Here is a 19,280-nt window from a genome sequence, read left to right as displayed (position 1 = left end):
GCTTAGACCCTTTTGAATGTCAGATAGGCGGAGGATCTGCCCTCGCGCCGGGCTTTGGCCTCGTAGCGTGTGCTCGGCCAGCCCTCATAGGGCGTCAGCCAGTCGGCAGCGTTTTCCGCAAGCCAGTCGAAGCCGCCGTGATCGCGGCACTTCAGCAGCGTCCAATTCACGTAAGTATCGATGTCCGAGGCAAAGCAGAAGAGCCCGCCCGGCTTCAGCACGCGATGGAAACGGTCGAGATTGGTCTTGGAAACGAAACGCCGTTTCCAATGTTTCCTTTTGGGCCAGGGATCGGGATAGAGCAGATCAATGTGATCCAGGCAGCCGTTTGGTAACCAGTCGAGCAGCTGCGTTGCATCGTCATCATAGACGCGGATATTCTTTGCACCCTTCGTCTCGATGCTTGCCAGCAGTTTCTGCATGGAATTGATGAAGGGTTCGACGCCGATGAAGCCGGTCGAGGGCATTTCCAGCGCACGGTGGATCAGATGTTCGCCGCCGCCGAAGCCGATTTCCAGGCGCAGCCGTTCAGCCGGAACCGGAAAGAGGTTTTTCAGCGGCTCTGGTGGAGCCGCCGAAAGGTCGATGAGGAATGCCGGGAGGAGGGTGTTCAGTCTTTCCGCCTGATGTTCGCGGAGAGCCTTTCCCTTGCGGCGACCGAAGAATGCCTCGGTCGCGCGCCCCCGACGCTCCATATCCGTCATGCTGCTTCCCGGAGCTTTACGGCTTCCTTCAGCGCCTTGACGAGGTCGGTGCGCTCCCATGAGAACGAACCGTCACGGCCAGCCTTCCGGCCGAAGTGGCCGTAGGCCGAGGTCTTGGCGTAGATCGGCTTGTTGAGGTCGAGGTGACGGCGGATGCCGGTCGGCGACAGATCCATGTTCTTGCGGATCGCCACTTCGACTTGGTCTTCCGTCACACCCTTGCCGGTGCCGTGCAGGTCGACATAGATCGACAGAGGCTGAGCAACGCCGATTGCATAGGAAAGCTGGATCGTGCAGCGGTCGGCGAGGCCTGCGGCAACGACGTTCTTCGCAAGATAACGGGCAGCATAGGCCGCCGAGCGGTCGACCTTGGTCGTGTCCTTGCCGGAAAACGCACCGCCGCCGTGCGGAGCGGCACCGCCGTAGGTGTCGACGATGATCTTGCGGCCGGTGAGACCAGCATCGCCGTCAGGACCGCCGATGACGAACTTGCCGGTCGGGTTGATGTACCAGTTGCAATCCTTGGCGATCGGCAGATCGCCCAGCGCTTCGCGGATGTAGGGCTCGACGACATCGCGAACCTTCTTGGAATCCCAGCTCTCATCGAGATGCTGGGTCGACAAAACGATCGAGGTCACCTCGGCCGGCTTGCCGTCGATGTAGCGCACGGTTACCTGGCTCTTGGCGTCCGGACCGAGCTTGGCGACGTCGCCGTCGCCCTTCTTGCGGGCTGCGGCAAGAAGCTGCAGGATCTTGTGGGAATAATAGATCGGCGCCGGCATGAGGTCCGGCGTTTCCTTGCAGGCGTAGCCGAACATGATGCCCTGGTCACCGGCGCCTTCGTCACCTTGCTGGTCGGCGGCGTTGTCGACGCCCTGAGCGATATCGGCAGACTGCGAGTGCAGCAACACGTCGATCTTCGCCTTCTTCCAGTGGAAGCCGTCCTGCTCGTAGCCGATGTCCTTGATAGCGCGGCGTGCGGCAGCCTTGAATTTCGACGGGTTGATGACGTCCTTGCCATCCTTGCCCTTCTTCATCAGGCTTGGCGGCAGACGGACTTCACCCGCGATCACGACGCGGTTCGTCGTTGCCAGGGTTTCACAGGCAATGCGCACGCCCCAGGGGTTGACGCCGGTCTTGGCCGCTTCACGATAGACCAGATCCACGATCTCATCCGAGATGCGGTCACACACCTTGTCCGGGTGACCTTCGGCGACTGACTCACTGGTGAAAAGATAATTCGCGCGCATTTCGGGATTCCCCTCAAAGAACAAAAGCCGTTAGTTGGTACTCATTTCGCGTTCGAAAAACAAGCACAGAAGGACATAAATATATCTTTATATCTACCATTAAATGTTAAATTTTGCCCTTAAAACGCAAAAAAGGTGGCCTTTCGACCACCTTCTAAAAAACTGGAAGCATCAAAGCGTTCAGTCCGTGTCGGCTTCGGCGGCCAGTGCTTTCACAAGCTCCACGACCTTGCGGCGAACCTTCGGGTCGGAAATCTTCACGAACGCCCGGTTGAGCTGAAGCCCCTCCGAGGAAGAGAGGAAATCAACGACATAATTTGAGCTTGACGCTTCTGCCATGCCGGTCAACCCACCGGTGTGATCGCCCGGGGCGTCCTCGAAGAAAAAGGAAACCGGGACGTTGAGAATACTCGAGATGTTCTGCAGGCGGCTCGCACCGACGCGGTTCGTGCCCTTTTCATATTTCTGGATCTGCTGGAAGGTAATGCCGAGGCTCTCGCCCAGTTTCTCCTGGCTCATACCAAGCATTGTACGGCGAAGCCGAATGCGGCTGCCAACGTGTATGTCGATCGGGTTAGGCTTCTTCTTGTTTTCAATCATGGTCGTGCCCTAGCAAAGAATTTCAACCTGGTTAAACCGGCAGTGCCCAGACCCATCCGTAACGCCACGTTGTAAGCGGCGCAAACCCTATCATCAAGCATACGTTAACAACGCCGATCGCCACCACTATGCAATTTTAGGGGTTTTCGGTCAATTCGGCTTGAAAATAAAACCAAAGCGGGAAATCGACGCAATCAAAATCAACAACGTTTCAGTCAACCAGAAGTAAGCTTGCTGTGAAAACAAGTTCCCGGAAGCGCTTCCGAATCCCTCAAGGGTTGCGTCGATGAACCCTCTCTCATTGAGGCTGAGCCCTGCAACAATCTGCCCGCGCGCATTCACGATCGCCGAGATGCCGTTGTTGGCGTCACGAATCAGCGGCAGACCGGTCTCGACGGCGCGCACCCGCGCTTGCTGGAAGTGCTGATAAGGACCGGGCGTATTGCCGAACCACGCGTCGTTCGTGATGTTCAAGATCGCACCGGCATCGGGGATGTCGCCGGTCATCTCGTCGGCGAAGATGATCTCGTAACAGACCAGAGGATAGAGCTTCAGGCCCGTCGGCAGTTCCAGGAGATGGCGCGTTGCCGCGGCAGAGAAGCCGCCCGGCATTTCGACGATATTGCGGATGCCGAAATCGTCGAGGATATTTTCGAACGGCACATATTCGCCGAATGGAACGAGATGCACCTTGTCGGAAGCCGCGACGATCTGGCCGCGTCCATCGAACACGTAGATCGAATTGTAGTAACGCACCGGGTTTCCCGGCCCCATCTCTTCGGCGCGCACGGCGCCTGCAATCAGAATCTGATTGTCGTCCAGCGTATCGGCGATCCGGGTAAGGGCATCCTGGTTGTCGGTGAGGATGAAAGGGATCGAGGTCTCCGGCCAGACGATGATGTCCGGCTTCTTTCCGCCGTCCTGCGGCGCTTCGGCGGAGAGCTTCAAATGCATCTCGAAGATGGCCGAGCGGTCGGCGTTGCTGTCGAGCTTGGCCGCCTGATCGATCACCGGCTGCACGAGCCGGATCACTGGCCGTCTCTCCTCCGGCAGCATGGGAGCTTCGGGCGCGAGATACAACACATAACCGCCATAGCCGACATGAGCTGCAAAAAGCAGCGCGGCCAGCCCCGCACCCGCCGTCGCACCCTGCCGTGTCCCAAGAAGAGCGGGCGCTGCGAAGACGAAGACGGCAAGCGCAGTCACGCCCGTGGTGCCGACGATGTGTGCGGACTGCATCATCAGCGGCATCGGCATGATGCCGTAGCCGACCGCATTCCATGGAAACCCCGTGAAGGTGACACCGCGCAACCACTCGAAGAGGCCGAAGCTTGCGGCAAGTGCTGCAATGCGGCCCATCCCGTCCGACCAGAAGATGCGGGCGACAGCCGCCGCAAGGCCATAGTAGATCGACAGCACTGCCGGCAGGCCGAGGATTGCCAGCGGCAGCGCCCAGGCAAACTCTTCCGAGTCGATCAACAGCGCATGGCCAAGCCACCAGAGGCCTGCGACGAAATAGCCGAAGCCGAAGAGCCACCCGATCGCGAAGGACGGCCACAGGCGGCCGAGGACACTTGCCTCGGGGGAGGCGGCTGCGCCATCGATCAGCCAGACGAGGAGCGTGAATGAGAGGAACATCGCCGCAAAAAAGCCGATCGGCGGAAGTGCCAGAACGGCAAATGCACCGGCCAGGACAGCCAGCAATGCTCGTTTGAAACCCCAGGCCAGGATGACCCTGTCCGCAAGCCGCTCCATGCGCACTCCAATCAAGCCGCGAATCAACCCGGTCCGCAGTCTTTCAAAAAAGCGGCGCTTTGTCGTGCCATGCGAAAATCAGTTCGACGTGGATTCGGCAGTCCGGTCGTCTGTTGCCTCAGCTCCGTTCGCACTGTCGCCATCCGCCTTGACACGGCGGCGGATCGCCTGACGCTTGCGGGTGATGCGCACGCGCTTGATGCGGCGCGGATCGGCCTCGAGAATGTGAAATTCGAAATCCGGCAGCGCCTGGACCACTTCGCCGCGAACCGGAATGCGGCCGAGGGCCGAGAAGATGAGACCGCCTAGCGTATCGACCTCGTCCACCTGCTCGCTGATGTCGAAATCCGGGCCGATCGCCTCTGCAATCTCTTCCAGTTCGACGCGGGCATCCGCCACGAACACGTCTTCGGAAATGCGCTTGAACATGACTTCTTCGTCGTCATGCTCGTCGTCGATGTCGCCAACGACCATCTCGACGATGTCCTCGTGTGAGGCGAGGCCGTCGGTGCCGCCATATTCATCGATGACGAGCGCCATCTGCGTGCGGTTCACCTGCATGCGGCGAAGCAGATCGGATGCCAGCATCGACGGCGGCACGAAGAGGATCTTACGGATGATACCGGCCTCGGCGAGCGTCTTTTGCAGGTCGACGCGGGCGAGATCGAAATTCGGCTTTGCCGAGCGCACCGGCTTTTGAATGTTCTCTGTAGCGATCTCGACGAGCGGCTTGGCAGTCTTGGAACCTGCCCGGCGCTTGTTGCGTGCCTGCTTTGCGACATAGGAAAGCAGGTCGCGGATGTGCACCATGCCGCGCGGATCGTCGAGCGTATCGGCATATACGGGCATGCGCGAGCGTCCGGATTCCTCGAAGAGGATCATCAATTCGCCGATGGTGATATTCTGGTCGACCGCCTCGATGTCGGCACGCGGGACCATGACGTCGGCGACACGCACTTCGCGGAAACGCAGGATGTTGTGAAGCATCGCCCGCTCGTCGGGCGAAAAGGCATCGTCGCCAGTATCGTTGGTCATAAGCGCGTCGGCGAGATCTTCGCGGATGCGCGAACCTTGCTGGGGCCGGAGAATGCGGGCGGCACGCGCCCAGAATGATCGTCCTGAATGCCTGCTACTACTGCCCGCCTCATCTGAGGAGGAGGATTGATCGGCGTCCTTGGTTTCCGCCGCCGGTTTCGTCGTAAAGTCGCTCATGGTTCCATTTTAAGGTCTTGACCCTCGTATGGGTCAGATAGGCCGAGTACTGCCAAAATGCGAGTCTCCAACCCCTCCATAATTTCGGCTTCGTCGTTATTCATATGGTCGTAGCCGAAGAGATGCAAGAAACCATGCACCATCAGATGCGACAGATGGTCCTCGAACGATTTTTCGAGCTCCCGCGCTTCCCGTTCGACGGTCTCCCTGGCGATGATGATATCACCAAGCATTGGACCTGGCATCTGTCCCGGCGCTATCGGAAAGGCAGGGAAGGAAAGGACATTGGTAGCCTTGTCTTTCTTGCGCCATTGAGCGTTGATGGCGCGGATGGCCTCGTCATCCGTGAAGAGGAGCGAAAGCTCCGTCGCCGTCTTGGGAAACTTCTGCCGCTCGTCTTTTTCGAGAACCTTCGCTGCCGCTTCCAGCACGCGCTCGGCCAAAGCCTGAAGTTCATTCTCCGAGGGCCAGTCGCCCTCCTCGATGCTGACCTGGATATCGATGTCGGCCATCAGACCTGCGGGCCGGCGTCTTCCGGCCGCGCCGTATAGGTGGCGTCATAGGCTCTTACGATCCGTCCGACCAGCGGATGGCGCACGACATCGACATCCTTGAAGCGGATCGTCGAGATTCCTTCCACACCGTCGAGCAGATGCAGTGCTTCGACAAGTCCGGACTTCACGCCGCGCGGCAAATCGATCTGGCTCGGGTCGCCCGTGATGATCATGCGCGAATTCTCGCCGAGACGCGTCAGGAACATCTTCATCTGCATCGATGTCGTGTTCTGTGCCTCGTCAAGGATGATGGCCGCGTTCGAGAGGGTGCGTCCGCGCATGAAGGCGAGCGGCGCGATCTCAATGACGCCGGCCGTGATCGCGCGCTCGACTTTGTCTCCAGGGATCATGTCGTAGAGCGCATCATAAAGCGGCCGGAGATAGGGATCGACCTTCTCCTTCATGTCGCCCGGCAGGAAGCCAAGACGCTCGCCGGCTTCGACGGCTGGCCGCGAAAGGATGATCTTCTCGACGGCGCCGCGTTCCAGCATCTGGGCCGCATGCGCAACGGCGAGATAGGTCTTGCCCGTGCCGGCTGGGCCGACGCCGAAGACCAGTTCTGCGCGCTCCATGGCGCGTATATAGGCATCCTGCGTCGGCGTGCGCGCAACGATTGTCTTCTTGCGTGTCGAAATCTGCGCCATGGTCAGCTTGGCTTTTTTCTCCATGGTCGGCAGGCTCAACTGATCGTCGGCGGCAACCGCCATGCGGATAGCGCCTTCCACGTCGGATCGTTCCACGCTGCCGCCTTTCTGGAGCTTTTCATAGAGATAGTCCAGCGTGCGCCGGGCTTGGTTGGTGGCGACGATGTCACCGGTGATAACGACGGAATTGCCGCGCGCACGCGCATCGATATGGAGCCGCTCTTCGAGAAGCTTCAGGTTCTGATCGAATTGGCCAAATAGCTCGCTGGCGAACCGGTTGTTCTCGAACGTCAGGACGAAGTGATTGGCGTCGCTCGCAATGCGTGGGTGGCGCGGTGAAGAAGAAACCAATTCTTGTCCGTTCAAGCGGTCGAGCTCCCTAGGTTAAACCTCAGCCTCTGCAAACTCGGCAAACAGGCTGTTCGTTCCGGTTCCGGTGATTCGCACTTTGATAATGTCACCGATTTGCGATGCTTTTGCATCAACATTCACGGACTGAAGCCAGGGAGAACGGCCGATAAGCTGTCCTGGCATGCGGCCGGGCTTTTCAAGCAACAAATCGATCTCCTTGCCGATGCAGGATTCGTTGAAACCCTGCGTCTGCTTGAGGAGAAGCGCTTGCAGGCGCTCGAGCCGTTCTGCCTTGATCTCTTCCGGCACCTGGTCCTTCAGTTCCGCCCCGGGCGTACCCGGCCGCGTCGAATATTTGAAGGAGAAAGCCTGCGCATAGCCAACCTCCTCCACCAGACGCAGTGTAGCTTCAAAATCCTTGTCTGTCTCCCCAGGAAAACCAACGATGAAATCGCCCGAGAGCGCAATATCGGGGCGGGCTGCGCGGATGCGCTCGATCAGCGCTATGTATTCGGCTGCCGTATGGCGCCGGTTCATGGCTTTCAGGATGCGGTCCGAGCCCGCCTGCACCGGCACGTGCAAGTAGGGCATCAGCGCCCGCAGGTCACGATGGGCCTCGATCAGACGGTCGTCCATGTCGCGCGGATGGCTGGTGGTGTAGCGAAGCCGCGCAAGCCCCGGAATTTCGGCGAGGCGATAGAGTAGATCGCCAAGGCTCCATTCTTCGCCGTTGGCCCCAGCGCCGTGCCACGCGTTGACGTTCTGGCCGAGCAATGTGATCTCGCGCACTCCGCCTTCGACGAGTTTTTGCGCCTCCTCGACAATCTGGCTGACCGGCCGGGAGATCTCCGAACCGCGCGTGTAAGGCACGACGCAGAAGGTACAGAACTTGTCGCAGCCTTCCTGCACCGTCAGGAACGAGGTCACGCCGCGCGAGCGGATCTTCTTGCTTTCGGCAATCGGCAGATGCTCGAATTTATCTTCCAGTGCATATTCCGTATCGACGACGCGATGGCCCTGCTTGGCGCGCCGCAGCGCGTCCGGCAGGCGGTGATAGGTCTGCGGGCCGATGACGACATCGACGGCAGGCGCGCGGCGGAGGATTTCTTCGCCTTCGGCCTGGGCAACGCAGCCGGTCACGCCGATCATCATCTCGCGCCCGTCGGCGGCTTTCTTCTTTTTCATCTCGCGCAAGCGACCGAGCGCCGAATAAACCTTTTCGGCCGCCTTTTCGCGGATATGGCAGGTATTCAAGAGAACGAGATCAGCCTCATCCATGTTCTCCGTCGGCTCGTAACCGTCGCGGGCGAGTGCATCGCTCATCCGCGTCGAGTCGTAGACGTTCATCTGACAGCCATAGGTCTTGATGAAAACCTTGCGGCTGTTGCTGCCATCGCGAAGGTCCTCGCTGGGGATGGTCTCCGGGGCCGGAAGAAGGGCGCTGTCTTGGGTCATGGCGGGCTATTTAGTGGTTTTTTGCCCTCTAGAAAATCGAAATCTTCCCTCAAGAGATTTCGCGGCCGCGCAGGCGGCTGTTGAGCATTGTACGGATACGCCGTGCGATGGTGGCGCTGACATCCTTCCGGTTCGAATCGGAACGGTATTCGACCGCCTCGCCGAAGGAGACTTCGGCATCGAGCGCCGCGCATTTCACGACGTCAATCAGGTGCGGCACGAGTTCCACGTCGCCTGGCCAGCCGGCCAGCGGGCGGTGATAGCGGCCCATCGCAACGCCGTGCGCCTTTGTATAGGCAATCGCAACCGGCTGGACGACGACGGAACCGTTCGGCGAGTGCGGCACAGCCATGGCGGCTGCTCCGAAGAGGGAGGATTTGACTTCCAAAAGGCGATTGCCGTCAGAGGTCGTGCCTTCGGGAAAGAGCACGATGATCTCGCCGTCCGCCATGCGGGCTGCGATCTCGCTTGCCTGATTGCCAGTCTTTCGCTTCTCTTCGCGGACGATGAAGACGCTTTTCTGCAGCCGGGCAAGCAGGCCGAAGATGGGCCAGTCGCGCACTTCCATCTTGGCGATGAAAGCGACATCGGCAACCGAGGACATGACCATGATATCCATCCACGATGCATGATTAACGCATAGCATGAGCGGTCGGCGCCCCTCGAGCTTGCCGTGGACCTTCACGCGAATGCCGAGGGCGTGGCAGGCAGCGCGATGCCATAGGCGCGGAAGAATGCGGCGAAGCTTCCAGTCGAAATGGAGGCCGAGAAGCTGGAGGGGCATCAGCAGCATGCTGGCGGCAGCGACGACGACCGTGGCATAGGCAATGCGCAGCCAGACGATCAACGCGAACTCCTTGCGGCTGCGGTCATCGGCTCAGCGTTCGTCTTTCTTCAGCGGGATGCCGTAAAGCTCCAGCCGATGATCGACAAGCTGGAAGCCATGCTCACGGGCAATGCGCTCCTGCAGCGCTTCAATCTCCGGCGAGCGGAATTCGATGACCACGCCGTTCTTCAGGTCTATCAGGTGGTCGTGATGTTCTTCCGGTACCGTTTCATAGCGCGAACGGCCGTCGCGGAAATCATGGCGGGCGATGATGCCGGCATCCTCAAAAAGCTTGACGGTCCGATAGACGGTGGAAATCGAAATCTTCGCGTCGACCTTCGCGGAACGGCGATAAAGTTCCTCGACATCCGGGTGATCTGCCGACTCTTCCAGGATGCGGGCGATCACGCGGCGTTGTTCGGTCATTCGCATGCCGCGCTCGGTGCAAAGCTCCTCAAGGGTCTTGGCTGCGTCGGTCATTGGCGGCCTTCATTCCAGATTCCAATTCTCAACGGAACTAGCGAAGAACGCGCTTCATGACAAGCGCCGTGGAAACGGCGCCGTTCGCGTCCTTGTAGTATCCGCGGCGCTCGCCGACTTTCTCGAAGCCGAGCTTGTGGTAGAGGCCGAGGGCGGCTGCATTGCCGTCGTCGACTTCCAGGAACATGCTCTCACCCCCGCGCAGCTTGGCTTCACGCATTGCCGCCTGCATCAGCCGCCAGCCGAGGCCGGCACGGGCAACCTTCGCCTGTACGGCGATCGACAGGATTTCCGCCTCGCCTGCGACCTGGCGTGCAAGCACGAAGCCCGGCAGCGGTTTTTTCAGGAAAGCGTTGGTCTGGTGCGCCACGAAGCCGAAGACATTGTCCTGGCTGAGCAGGCTGTGGAATTCGCCGTCACCCCAGGGGCGGGCAAAGCGTTCGCCATGCAGCGCAGCGACCGCGCGGCAATCATCGCTGCCCATTGCGATGATCTCGAATTCGGGCTTCAGAGTGAGATAGGATTCCAGCATGGTCACACTCGCGCGATCGCGAACCCGGCCTGCGGTTTGGCGTCGGGTCCGCGCAGATAAAGAGGCTTCGGCTTTCCTGAACCGGGATCGGCGGCGGCTCCAAGGCGTGCCACGATGGAGATTGGAAACTTATTGGCGTGTTCGCCCGTCGCGTCCGGCTTCAGCAGCGGCGTGGCGGAGCCTGTGATCTCGCCGGCAAAGGCCGCTGCAATAGTTTTCGCCGCCTCGATCGTCACGGCACGAGGTTCATCGAGCGCCGGGCCGTCGGCGGAAAAACTCTGGAGATAGATTTCGCCGCGCTTTGCGTCCATGGCGGCAAGAACGGGGCGGCCGGGTGTCTTTTCGCGCTGGGCGGCGGCCATAGTCTCCAGCGTCGTGATGCCGATAGCGGGGATGTTGAGTGCAAGGCCGAAGCCACGAGCTGCGGCGACACCGACGCGGATGCCGGTAAAGGAGCCAGGACCGATCGTGACGGCAATGCGTTCGACCATTGCGAGTTTCATATCCGCCTGATTGAGCACGCGGTCGACGATTCCCATCAAATGTTCTGCATGGCCCTTACCGATCAGGTCGCATGCCTCCCCCAGCACCGTATCCCTGCCGCCGTCGTAGAGAGCGGCAGCGCAATCCACACCAGCCGTGTCGAGCGCCAGAACAATCATGCCATCAATTTCCGAATAAAAGCCTACCACAAATTCGGCCGGTGCAATGCTGAACCGGCCGAATTTTGGACAAACCGTCAGGCGGCGATGACTTCCTGCACTTCGGGAACGAAGTGACGAAGCAGGTTCTGGACGCCATGCTTCAGTGTTGCCGTGGACGAGGGGCAGCCGGAGCAGGAGCCCTTCATGTTGAGGTAGACCTTGCCATCCTTGAAGCCGCGGAACGTAATGTCGCCGCCATCCTGGGCAACCGCCGGGCGAACGCGGGTTTCAAGTAGCTCCTTGATGGTGAGCACGATGGTTTCGTCGGCCTCATCGAAGAATTCACCGCCGGCATCGAGCTCTTCCGAAAGCACCGATGCATCACCCATGACCGGCTTTCCAGACATGAAGTGTTCCATGATGGAGCCAAGGATGGCGGGCTTCAGGTGCTGCCACTCCTGGTCCTCCTTGGAGACGGAAATGAAGTCATAGCCGAAATAGACACCGGTTACGCCCGGGATTTCAAAAAGGCGCGCAGCAAGCGGCGAAGCCTGGGCTTCCGCGGCGCTGCGGAACTCGGCGGTGCCGGTCTCCATCACAACCTTGCCCGGCAGGAATTTCTGTGTGGCCGGATTCGGTGTGGCTTCGGTCTGAATGAACATTTCGCTCTCCATGCGGGCCAGCTCGCAGCTCAGGCCGTCTTTAGAATTCTTCAAAAGAAAATAAGCCGATTGACAGCGCTAATCAAGAGACAAAGACTCCAGAAATAGCCGCATTCATCGGGCCCTACGCCAGCGCATCCAGTTCTTCGTTCGTCAGCGTGTCAGGCAGCACGGTGACGGGGATCGGGAAAGCTGCGGCTTTTCCTACAACGGACGACACCAGCGGTCCCGGACCTTCCTTGGCGGAGCTTGCGGCCAGCACCAGGATCGCGATGTCGCGGTCTTCTTCGATCACCGCATTGATTTCCTCGACCGCACTTCCCTCGCGGATAACGACTTCCGGCTCGATGCCGATCGTTTCGCGAACCACCTGTGCCGATTTGGCGACGATGGCCTCGGCCTCCTCACGGGCTTCGGCGCGCATGATTTCCTCAACGCCCAGCCATTGCTGAAAATCGCCTTCGGGAATCACGTAGACAAGCACCAGGCCGCCATTGGAATTCTTGGCGCGCCGGCCGGCATAATGCACAGCACTTTGACATTCGGGTGTGCCATCGATCACCGCCATGAACTTGCGGCGATGCCCTTCGAGCCGTGAGAGTCGCTTTGATACCATGGCGCGGACTCTGACACCCTAACCGGGAAATTTGCAAGCCCCCGTCATCGCACGGGAGCTCGCCGTCAGCGGCATGCCTAGTAGAGGAAGCCGATGATGTCACGGACATCCTTCATGGTTGCTTCGGCGCGCGCCCGGGCACGCTCGCCGCCGCTGCGCAGGATTGCGTCGATATGGCTCGTATCGTCCATGAGACGGCGCATTTCGCCGGTGATCGGCGAGAGTACCTGAACGGCGAGATCGACCAGTGCCGGCTTGAAGACGGAGAACTGCTGGCCGCCGAATTCGGCAAGCACCTCAATCTTCGTCTTGTCGGCAAGCGCCGCATAGATGCCGACGAGATTGTCGGCTTCCGGGCGGCCCTTCAGGCCCTCGACCTCGCTCGGCAAGCCGTCCGGATCGGTCTTCGCCTTGCGGATCTTCTTCGAGATGGCTTCCTCGTCGTCCAGCAGATTGATGCGCGAGAGATCGGAGGGATCGGATTTCGACATCTTCTTGGTGCCGTCGCGCAGCGACATCACGCGCGGAGCAGGGCCTTCGATCAACGGTTCGACCATCGGAAAATAGGCGTGCACCGGCTCGTCGCCGACGGTGATGTCGATGCCGCGGCCGGCACGGCGAATGTGGTCCTGATAGTCAAGATTGAACTTCATCGCGATATCACGGGCGAGTTCAAGATGCTGTTTCTGGTCATCACCGACCGGAACATGCGTGCCGCGATAGACGAGGATGTCGGCCGCCATCAGGCTCGGATAGGCAAGCAGGCCGAGGGAAGCATTTTCGCGGTCCTTGCCGGCCTTGTCCTTGAACTGCGTCATGCGGTTCATCCAGCCGATGCGGGCGACGCAATTGAAGATCCAGGCGAGCTCGGCATGCTGCGGCACGGCCGACTGGTTGAAGACGATATGCTTTTCCGGATCGATGCCTGAGGCGATGAAGGCTGCGGCAATTGAGCGTATCTGGCCCGGCAGGTCGTCGTGCACGAGCTGCGCCGTGAGGGAGTGCAGGTCGACGACGCAATAGATGCAGTCGTTGCCTTCCTGCAGCGCCACGAACTTGCGGATCGCGCCGAGATAGTTGCCGAGATGGAGATTGCCGGTCGGCTGAACGCCAGAAAATACGAGCTCTTTGAATTCGGTCACATTGTCCTCGATTAGGCTGGTGGAGGGCCCCAGGGCAAAATCGCCCATGTTGCTTAACGCGGCGGCTTATGCACGCGCTCCGTGCTGCAATCAAGAGGCGGTCGGCGCGGCATGCCGGATCAGGTCGAAAGTATTGCCGTAAGGATCGGAAAATACGGCCACGGTGCCGTAAATCTCATTCCGGGGCCGTTCCAAAAAGCGCACGCCCCGGGCCAGCATGGCGGCATGATCTCGCGCAAAATCATCGGTCTTCAAAAAGAACCCCACGCGGCCGCCGGTTTGATTTCCGATCGCCGCTTTCTGTGTCTCGTTGACTGCTTTGGCAAGGAGGAACGCCGCTCCATCCCCTCCCTTCGGTTTGACCACCACCCAGCGTTTGCCTTCCGGCTGCACTTCGTCCTGCAGGCAGTCGAAGCCAAGCGCTCCGCAATAGAAGGCTTTTGCACGATCATAGTCGTCGACGAGGAGAGTGACCAGGAAGAGGGATTGGGACATCTGCAAGCCTCCAGTTGCCGGGGTTTCTTGATCTGTCGCGGCGTCGTAGGGCATGTACGAGCGCCGTCCGAAAGGATTGGCATCTTTTTATTGCCCCAATCTCCAGGGTTTAAAGGCCGCTAATTCGCATTATGGATGCCGTTCTTCGGTTTCACAGGCCTTCTAATACAAGCTGTCGCAAGGCCTTGTTTTTCATCGAAAGGTAGAGAGTATTTTATACTCAATTTGAGTTATGGCTGTTATGTCGAATCCAGCAATATGAGGATGATTCATCTTTCATATAAGTATAAAATTTCACAAATTGGCCATTTTTTGAATGAACGTTCTCGGCGCCAATCCGAGCCCGGCGGGAGACCCACCGCGCTCCACCTGGAGGGGACGTCATGCATGCGATTTTATCACTCGTTCTTGCTGGCTTGTTCGCTTTGTCCTGTTACGCCGAAGCAGGCGCGCAGAACGCTAAAAAACCCCCAGTAAGACTTCTTAAACATACCACGTCACAGCCCTATACCGTTCAGACCGTCAGCGTCAAAGTCGGCTGCTTCCCGCCGAAACTCAGATCCATTCTCGCGCATATCGCCGCCAAGACCGGCCGAACACCGATGGTCACGTCCGGTCTCCGGCATTCGGGACGTGCGCATTCTCAGCATCGCCATTGCAACGCAGCCGACATCCGCGTGCCGGGCTTATCTGAACGGGCGATCGTCGCGGCAGCGCAGACGGCGCCGGGTATCGGCGGTATCGGGCGCTACTGCAACGGCATCGTCCACGTCGATATCGGGCCGAAGCGGCGCTGGCGCCATTGCTGACAACCAAAGCTGTGGTTCAACCCTTGGGCGCAGGCTTCCGGTTGAGGTTTCGCCGGATCATGCCGAGGTCGGCGCCGCCGATCAAAAAGGCGGTCGCAAAATAGACGATCATCGAAATGGCGATCAAAAGGCTGAGAGTACCGACCTTTGTTGCCAGATGGGCACTGGAAGCGAGCCAGGGTTCCCAGCGATGCTGCAGGAAGACGATGACGCCGCTCATCACGGATGCCGAAACGACGAGCAGACCAGCCCGGCGGGCGAGCGCCCATTCCCAGGCGAGATGGCCGCGGCGAAGCAGCGTGGCGAAAAGCAGAACCGTGCTGATCCAGCCCGCGGTTGCTTCGGCCACCGCGATGCCCGGTGCGCCAAGATACGGAAAAAGCGTTAGAGCCGTGGCGCAGTTGACGCCGACAGCAACGGCTGAAAAGCGCATCGGCGTCTTGGTGTCCTCGCGGGCGTAAAAGCCCGGCTGCAGCGCCTTGATGAGCACGAAGGCCGGCAGGCCGATGCCGTAGATCGCGAGGATCGAGCCGACAAGCGCTGTGTTCTGCTGATCGAAGGCGCCACGTTCGTAAAGCACGCGGATGATCTCGTCAGCGAGGACCCAAAGGGCGAAGGCGGCGGGGATCGTCAGGAATAGCACGAATTCGATCGAGCGGTTCTGAAGGTTCCCGGCTTCGCGCAGATTGCCACCCTTCAGTGCGCGGGCAAGCTCCGGCAACAATACGACACCGACGGCAACGCCGACGACACCGAGCGGCAGTTGGTAGATGCGATCCGCATATTGGAGGGCGGCGATCGCTCCATCGCGGGATGAGGCGATCGCCTGGCCGATCAGTTGGTTGATCTGAGTGATGCCGCCTGTGACGGCGGCGGGGACTGCGAGGATCAGCAGCCGCTTGACGTTCGGCGTCATTCGCGGGAAGCGAAAGCCAATGCTCATGCCTGCGTGGAGGACGCCGACATAGACGACGGCGAGCTGCAGGACACCAGCAGCCAGCACCCCCCAGGAGAGATACCAGGCGGTCGCGAGCGGCTCGGCGCCAGAATAAAGCGCGTAGACGAGCGCACCAATCATCACGACATTGAGGAAAATGGGCGCGACCGCTGCGGCGAAGAAGTGGTGCAGTGAATTCAGCATGCCGCTCATCATCGCCGTCAGCGACATGCACATGAGATAGGGGAACATCACCGCCGCCATGCGGATGGTGATCGAGAACTTATCCGGATCGTCGGCAAAGCCCGGCGCGATGATGAAGCGTACGAGCAGCGGCATGCAAAGTTCCATCACGATAGTGATGAGCAACAGCACCGAAAAAAGCACTCCGAAAACCTCTTCGGAAAACCGCTTGGCTCCTTCCGTGCCGTTCGCTTCGATCTCCTTGGCGAAGAGCGGCACGAAGGCTGCGTTGAAGGCGCCTTCGGCAAACAGCCGGCGGAAGAGGTTGGGAAAGCGGAAGGCCGCGTAGAAGACGTCAGCCATGGAGCCGGTGCCGAGGGCTGCCGCCATCAGCGTCTCGCGGGCAAAGCCGAAGATGCGGCTGCCGAGGGTTGCGCCGCCGACGGTGGCGAATTTCTTGACGAGGCTCATGCGGGGGGCCCGGCTTTCTTTTCGCCCGGCTGCGATGTCCGCGCGGAGGCGGCGGGCGCGATGATGCCGGACGGCATGCGTTCGCGAAGCTCATCTTCTTCGCCGGCCATCACCGCCTTCAGCCGGGCGGTGATATTGGCCCGCTTGGTGTCGCTGGAGATTTTCTGGCCAACGAGGTCTGTGACATAGAAGGTGTCTATGACTTTTTCGCCAAAAGTGGTGATGCGTGCTGACTGGATGTCGAGCGAAAGATCAGAAAGCATCGCGGTGATTTCCGAAAGCAGGCCGGTGCGGTCAAGGCATTCGACTTCGATGACAGTGAACTTGTTCGATAGGTTGTTGGTGATGGTGACCGACGGCGGAATGACGAAGGCCTTGCTCCTCTTGCGGTTCTTCGTACGCGTAGCGATGACTTCTGGCAGCCGCTTTCGTCCCGACAGTACGTCTTCGATCATGCGACCGATCGTGCCGGCGCGGCGAAGCTCGTCAGCATCATCCTGGAATTCGCGGCTGACATGGATCGTATCCAGTGCGCGTCCGTCCGACGTCGTGAAGATCTGTGCATCGACGATGTTGGCTCCAGCTGCCGCACATGCGCCGGCAATAACGGCGAGCAGGCGCGGGTGGTCTGGCGAGAGCACGGTGATTTCGGTGATCGCGTGGAAACTGTCCGTTCGCACGGTTGTCGCGAGCGCCTGGCCGTTCTTGTCCGCCTGGCGGATGAAATCCGCGTGACGGACTTGGTCTTCCAGCGGCACGGAAAGCAGGTAAGGCTGGTAGTGCAGCTTGCTGTAGGTCTTGCGATCCTTCTGGCTCCAATCGGAAAGCGCGTTGAACAGCGCGTCGGCCGCGGAATTGGCGCGCTCCTTGCGCGACACCTCCGAAAAGCCGCCGGCAAGCAGCAGTTCGGTCTCGTAATAGAGCGTCCTCAGCAGCTGGCCCTTCCAGCCGTTCCAGACGCCGGGGCCGACGGCGCGGATGTCGCAGATCGTCAGGACCAAGAGCATCTTCAGGCGATCGAGCGATTGAACGCGATCGGCAAAGTCGGTGATCGTCTTGCGGTCGGTGAGATCGCGGGTCTGGGCAACCATGGACATCGTCAGATGCTCCTCGATCAGCCAGACGACGAGTTCCGTCTGCTTCTGCGACAGGCCGAAGCGGGAGCAGAGCTTGCGGGCGACGCGGGCGCCGGCGATCGAATGGTCTTCCTGGCGGCCCTTGGCGATGTCGTGGAGAAGGACTGCGACATAAAGCGCCTCCCGGTCTTCGATCCCCGGCATCAGCTTGTTGGCGAGCGGATGCAGGTCGTCGGCCTTGCCCTTGTCTATTTCCGAGAGCACGTCGACGGTGCGGATCAGATGCTCATCCACTGTATAGTGGTGGTACATGTTGAACTGCATCATCGCGACGATCTTGCCGAATTCCGGAATGAAGCGGCCAAGTACGCCTGCTTCGTTCATGCGGCGCAAAATGAGCGCCGGGTCGCCCTTGGAAGTGAGGATCGACATGAAGAGGCGGTTCGCTTCGTCGTTTTCGCGCAGGTTGTTGTCGATGAGGTTGAGCGATCGCGTGACCCGCTTCAGGGCATCGGGATGGAACTCGAGGCCATTGATATCGGCAACGTGGAAGAGGCGGATGATGCTGACGGGATCGTGCTTGAACACGTCCGGGCTGGCGAGCGCGATGCGGCCGCGATCCTCCATGAATTCCGTGCTGCCGGCGATCTTGCGGCTGCGATGGGCAAAACGGCTGATCACCCCGGTGAGCCCCGGCGTCGATTTTGCCTGCTGGTCTTCGAGAGCCGCGCAGAGGATGCGCGTCAGGTCGCCGACGTCCTTTGCCACCAGGAAATAGTGCTTCATGAAACGCTCGACGGCCGAAAGGCCGGGGCGCGAATGATATCCGAGCGCTTCGGCAATCTCTCGCTGGATGTCGAATGAAAGCCGTTCCTCTGCCTTACCGGTCAGAAAGTGCATGTGACATCGCACCGCCCAGAGGAAATCGTCGGCCTTCTCGAACACGCGGTACTCATGCTTGGAGAGTACGCCGAGCGCTACGAGTTCCGCCGTGTCGCGGACGTGATAGTAGTATTTCGAGATCCAGAAGAGCGTGTGCAGATCGCGCAGCCCGCCCTTGCCCTCCTTGACGTTAGGTTCGACGAGGTAGCGTGTGTCGCCTGCCTTGCGGTGGCGTTCGTCGCGTTCGGCAAGTTTGGCGGCAATAAATTCCGGTCCTGTTCCGGTCACGATCTCCCTGTCGAAGCGGGTCTCCAGCTCCGTTGCAAGTGGTTTCAGGCCGCAGATGTAGCGCATCTCGAGGATCGCCGTGCGGATCGTCATGTCGGACCTGGAGAGCGCCATGCACTCCTCGATGGTCCTTGTCGCGTGACCGACCTTGAAGCCCATATCCCAAAGGACATAGAGCATGAACTCGACAGCCTTGTGCGTCTCCCCTGCCGGTCTTGGCTGAAAGAGGAAGAGCAGGTCGATATCGGAGCCCGGCGCCAGCGTATCGCGGCCGTAGCCGCCGACCGCAGTCACGGCGAACTTGTCCTTCTGCTGCGGGAACATATGTGCGGTGACGAACTCGTAGAGTACCGTGATGATCTGGTCCTGCAGCCAGGAGATGCGCCGGGCGCAGCCAAGCCCGCTGCCATCGGCAGACAGAAGCTCGCGGGCCTTTTGGCGGCCGTCGCCGCTTGCTTTCTTGAGCATGGCAAGCAGATCGGAGCGCATGACGTCCGGCCGGGTCTTGTTGGCTTCGGCAACGGCGTCGCAGAGCCTTTGCAACAGGGCCGTGTCGAGAATTTCCGAGAAATCGATGTCACTCATCATCGCCATGCGCGGAGCGGCTTCCTGTTCGCGCGGTGCGACCGCGTCTCGTTTCGTCTGCATGCGCTATAGCCTCTTTACCCCGCGTTTGACACGGGTCTTCATACTGCAAGAACCCTTAATTTTG

At 59.9% G+C, this 19,280-nt stretch carries 19 protein-coding genes; 1 reads left to right on the top strand and 18 read right to left on the bottom strand.

The features are described 5' to 3' along the window. Positions 1 to 2 precede the first annotated feature (2 nt). The 16 genes from trmB to BLP23_RS05490 all read right to left on the bottom strand — a co-directional run bounded on the left by trmB (position 3) and on the right by BLP23_RS05490 (position 13,976). Positions 3 to 704: a tRNA (guanine(46)-N(7))-methyltransferase TrmB gene (gene trmB / locus BLP23_RS05565; RefSeq protein WP_092583863.1), complete on the bottom strand. Its 702-nt coding sequence runs from the start codon at positions 702 to 704 to the stop codon at positions 3 to 5. Then, positions 701 to 1,954, bottom strand: a complete 1,254-nt coding sequence (gene metK, locus BLP23_RS05560) for a methionine adenosyltransferase (RefSeq protein WP_092583862.1) — start codon at positions 1,952 to 1,954, stop codon at positions 701 to 703. Before metK ends, trmB begins: the two co-directional genes overlap by 4 nt. A gap of 180 nt (positions 1,955 to 2,134) precedes the next feature. Beyond that, positions 2,135 to 2,554 (bottom strand): helix-turn-helix domain-containing protein, encoded by a 420-nt coding sequence (locus BLP23_RS05555; protein WP_022713467.1) that lies wholly within the window; start codon positions 2,552 to 2,554, stop codon positions 2,135 to 2,137. A gap of 150 nt (positions 2,555 to 2,704) precedes the next feature. Then, positions 2,705 to 4,309, bottom strand: a complete 1,605-nt coding sequence (lnt, locus tag BLP23_RS05550) for an apolipoprotein N-acyltransferase (RefSeq protein ID WP_092583861.1) — start codon at positions 4,307 to 4,309, stop codon at positions 2,705 to 2,707. A gap of 78 nt (positions 4,310 to 4,387) precedes the next feature. After that, complete coding sequence (locus BLP23_RS05545) at positions 4,388 to 5,521, bottom strand: hemolysin family protein (protein WP_092583860.1); 1,134 nt, start codon at positions 5,519 to 5,521, stop codon at positions 4,388 to 4,390. Beyond that, the gene (gene ybeY / locus BLP23_RS05540) at positions 5,518 to 6,033 is read right to left on the bottom strand and encodes an rRNA maturation RNase YbeY (protein WP_092583859.1); all 516 of its coding nucleotides are present in this window, start codon (positions 6,031 to 6,033) and stop codon (positions 5,518 to 5,520) included. The genes BLP23_RS05545 and ybeY overlap by 4 nt, the downstream gene beginning before the upstream one ends. After that, positions 6,033 to 7,085 carry a PhoH family protein gene (locus BLP23_RS05535; RefSeq protein WP_092583858.1) on the bottom strand — a complete coding sequence of 351 codons (1,053 nt, stop codon included), beginning with the start codon at positions 7,083 to 7,085 and terminating at the stop codon, positions 6,033 to 6,035. Before BLP23_RS05535 ends, ybeY begins: the two co-directional genes overlap by 1 nt. An 18-nt stretch (positions 7,086 to 7,103) precedes the next feature. Further along, positions 7,104 to 8,525: a tRNA (N6-isopentenyl adenosine(37)-C2)-methylthiotransferase MiaB gene (gene miaB, locus BLP23_RS05530; protein WP_092583857.1), complete on the bottom strand. Its 1,422-nt coding sequence runs from the start codon at positions 8,523 to 8,525 to the stop codon at positions 7,104 to 7,106. A gap of 49 nt (positions 8,526 to 8,574) precedes the next feature. Beyond that, a complete protein-coding gene (locus BLP23_RS05525) occupies positions 8,575 to 9,372 on the bottom strand; it encodes a lyso-ornithine lipid O-acyltransferase (protein WP_092583856.1) in 798 nt (265 codons plus the stop codon). Between the two features lie 30 nt (positions 9,373 to 9,402). Continuing rightward, a complete protein-coding gene (locus BLP23_RS05520; RefSeq protein WP_022713474.1) occupies positions 9,403 to 9,831 on the bottom strand; it encodes a Fur family transcriptional regulator in 429 nt (142 codons plus the stop codon). 37 nt (positions 9,832 to 9,868) lie between these two features. Next, entirely contained in the window at positions 9,869 to 10,363 is a 495-nt protein-coding gene (locus BLP23_RS05515; RefSeq protein WP_092583855.1) for a GNAT family N-acetyltransferase, read from the bottom strand. A 2-nt stretch (positions 10,364 to 10,365) separates the two neighbouring features. Then, entirely contained in the window at positions 10,366 to 11,025 is a 660-nt protein-coding gene (gene tsaB / locus BLP23_RS05510; protein WP_092583854.1) for a tRNA (adenosine(37)-N6)-threonylcarbamoyltransferase complex dimerization subunit type 1 TsaB, read from the bottom strand. A 77-nt stretch (positions 11,026 to 11,102) separates the two neighbouring features. Then, entirely contained in the window at positions 11,103 to 11,669 is a 567-nt protein-coding gene (locus tag BLP23_RS05505; RefSeq protein WP_092583853.1) for a NifU family protein, read from the bottom strand. 124 nt (positions 11,670 to 11,793) lie between these two features. After that, the gene (locus BLP23_RS05500) at positions 11,794 to 12,285 is read right to left on the bottom strand and encodes a universal stress protein (protein ID WP_092583852.1); all 492 of its coding nucleotides are present in this window, start codon (positions 12,283 to 12,285) and stop codon (positions 11,794 to 11,796) included. A gap of 77 nt (positions 12,286 to 12,362) precedes the next feature. Beyond that, entirely contained in the window at positions 12,363 to 13,427 is a 1,065-nt protein-coding gene (gene trpS / locus BLP23_RS05495; protein ID WP_092584287.1) for a tryptophan--tRNA ligase, read from the bottom strand. Between the two features lie 90 nt (positions 13,428 to 13,517). Continuing rightward, positions 13,518 to 13,976, bottom strand: a complete 459-nt coding sequence (locus BLP23_RS05490) for a VOC family protein (RefSeq protein ID WP_233426630.1) — start codon at positions 13,974 to 13,976, stop codon at positions 13,518 to 13,520. Between the two features lie 329 nt (positions 13,977 to 14,305). Here BLP23_RS05490 and BLP23_RS05485 point away from each other — a divergent pair, with 329 nt between their 5' ends. After that, a complete protein-coding gene (locus tag BLP23_RS05485; RefSeq protein WP_092583850.1) occupies positions 14,306 to 14,731 on the top strand; it encodes a YcbK family protein in 426 nt (141 codons plus the stop codon). Positions 14,732 to 14,747: 16 nt separating this feature from the next. Here BLP23_RS05485 and murJ read toward each other — a convergent pair whose 3' ends face one another. Together murJ and BLP23_RS05475 are read right to left on the bottom strand one after the other, a co-directional pair. Continuing rightward, complete coding sequence (murJ, locus tag BLP23_RS05480) at positions 14,748 to 16,322, bottom strand: murein biosynthesis integral membrane protein MurJ (protein ID WP_092583849.1); 1,575 nt, start codon at positions 16,320 to 16,322, stop codon at positions 14,748 to 14,750. Then, positions 16,319 to 19,216 carry a [protein-PII] uridylyltransferase gene (locus BLP23_RS05475; RefSeq protein WP_092583848.1) on the bottom strand — a complete coding sequence of 966 codons (2,898 nt, stop codon included), beginning with the start codon at positions 19,214 to 19,216 and terminating at the stop codon, positions 16,319 to 16,321. The genes murJ and BLP23_RS05475 overlap by 4 nt, the downstream gene beginning before the upstream one ends. Positions 19,217 to 19,280: the final 64 nt, after the last annotated feature.

Source organism: Rhizobium mongolense subsp. loessense (genome assembly GCF_900099775.1).
Taxonomy (GTDB): Bacteria; Pseudomonadota; Alphaproteobacteria; order Rhizobiales; family Rhizobiaceae; genus Rhizobium; species Rhizobium loessense.
This window is presented reverse-complemented; position numbering and strand designations above follow the sequence as displayed.

Bases quoted from the DNA above. Each gene is read 5' to 3' on its own strand.
- BLP23_RS05500 (WP_092583852.1), bottom strand. From the start codon at position 12,285: ATGGTATCAAAGCGACTCTCACGGCTCGAAGGGCATCGCCGCAAGTTC.
- BLP23_RS05555 (WP_022713467.1), bottom strand. From the start codon at position 2,554: ATGATTGAAAACAAGAAGAAGCCTAACCCGATCGACATACACGTTGGC.
- BLP23_RS05520 (WP_022713474.1), bottom strand. From the start codon at position 9,831: ATGACCGACGCAGCCAAGACCCTTGAGGAGCTTTGCACCGAGCGCGGC.
- metK (WP_092583862.1), bottom strand. From the start codon at position 1,954: ATGCGCGCGAATTATCTTTTCACCAGTGAGTCAGTCGCCGAAGGTCAC.
- lnt (WP_092583861.1), bottom strand. From the start codon at position 4,309: ATGGAGCGGCTTGCGGACAGGGTCATCCTGGCCTGGGGTTTCAAACGA.
- tsaB (WP_092583854.1), bottom strand. From the start codon at position 11,025: ATGATTGTTCTGGCGCTCGACACGGCTGGTGTGGATTGCGCTGCCGCT.
- BLP23_RS05505 (WP_092583853.1), bottom strand. From the start codon at position 11,669: ATGTTCATTCAGACCGAAGCCACACCGAATCCGGCCACACAGAAATTC.
- BLP23_RS05515 (WP_092583855.1), bottom strand. From the start codon at position 10,363: ATGCTGGAATCCTATCTCACTCTGAAGCCCGAATTCGAGATCATCGCA.
- miaB (WP_092583857.1), bottom strand. From the start codon at position 8,525: ATGACCCAAGACAGCGCCCTTCTTCCGGCCCCGGAGACCATCCCCAGC.
- trmB (WP_092583863.1), bottom strand. From the start codon at position 704: ATGACGGATATGGAGCGTCGGGGGCGCGCGACCGAGGCATTCTTCGGT.
- BLP23_RS05490 (WP_233426630.1), bottom strand. From the start codon at position 13,976: ATGCCCTACGACGCCGCGACAGATCAAGAAACCCCGGCAACTGGAGGC.
- ybeY (WP_092583859.1), bottom strand. From the start codon at position 6,033: ATGGCCGACATCGATATCCAGGTCAGCATCGAGGAGGGCGACTGGCCC.
- murJ (WP_092583849.1), bottom strand. From the start codon at position 16,322: ATGAGCCTCGTCAAGAAATTCGCCACCGTCGGCGGCGCAACCCTCGGC.
- BLP23_RS05475 (WP_092583848.1), bottom strand. From the start codon at position 19,216: ATGCAGACGAAACGAGACGCGGTCGCACCGCGCGAACAGGAAGCCGCT.
- BLP23_RS05545 (WP_092583860.1), bottom strand. From the start codon at position 5,521: ATGAGCGACTTTACGACGAAACCGGCGGCGGAAACCAAGGACGCCGAT.
- BLP23_RS05485 (WP_092583850.1), top strand. From the start codon at position 14,306: ATGCATGCGATTTTATCACTCGTTCTTGCTGGCTTGTTCGCTTTGTCC.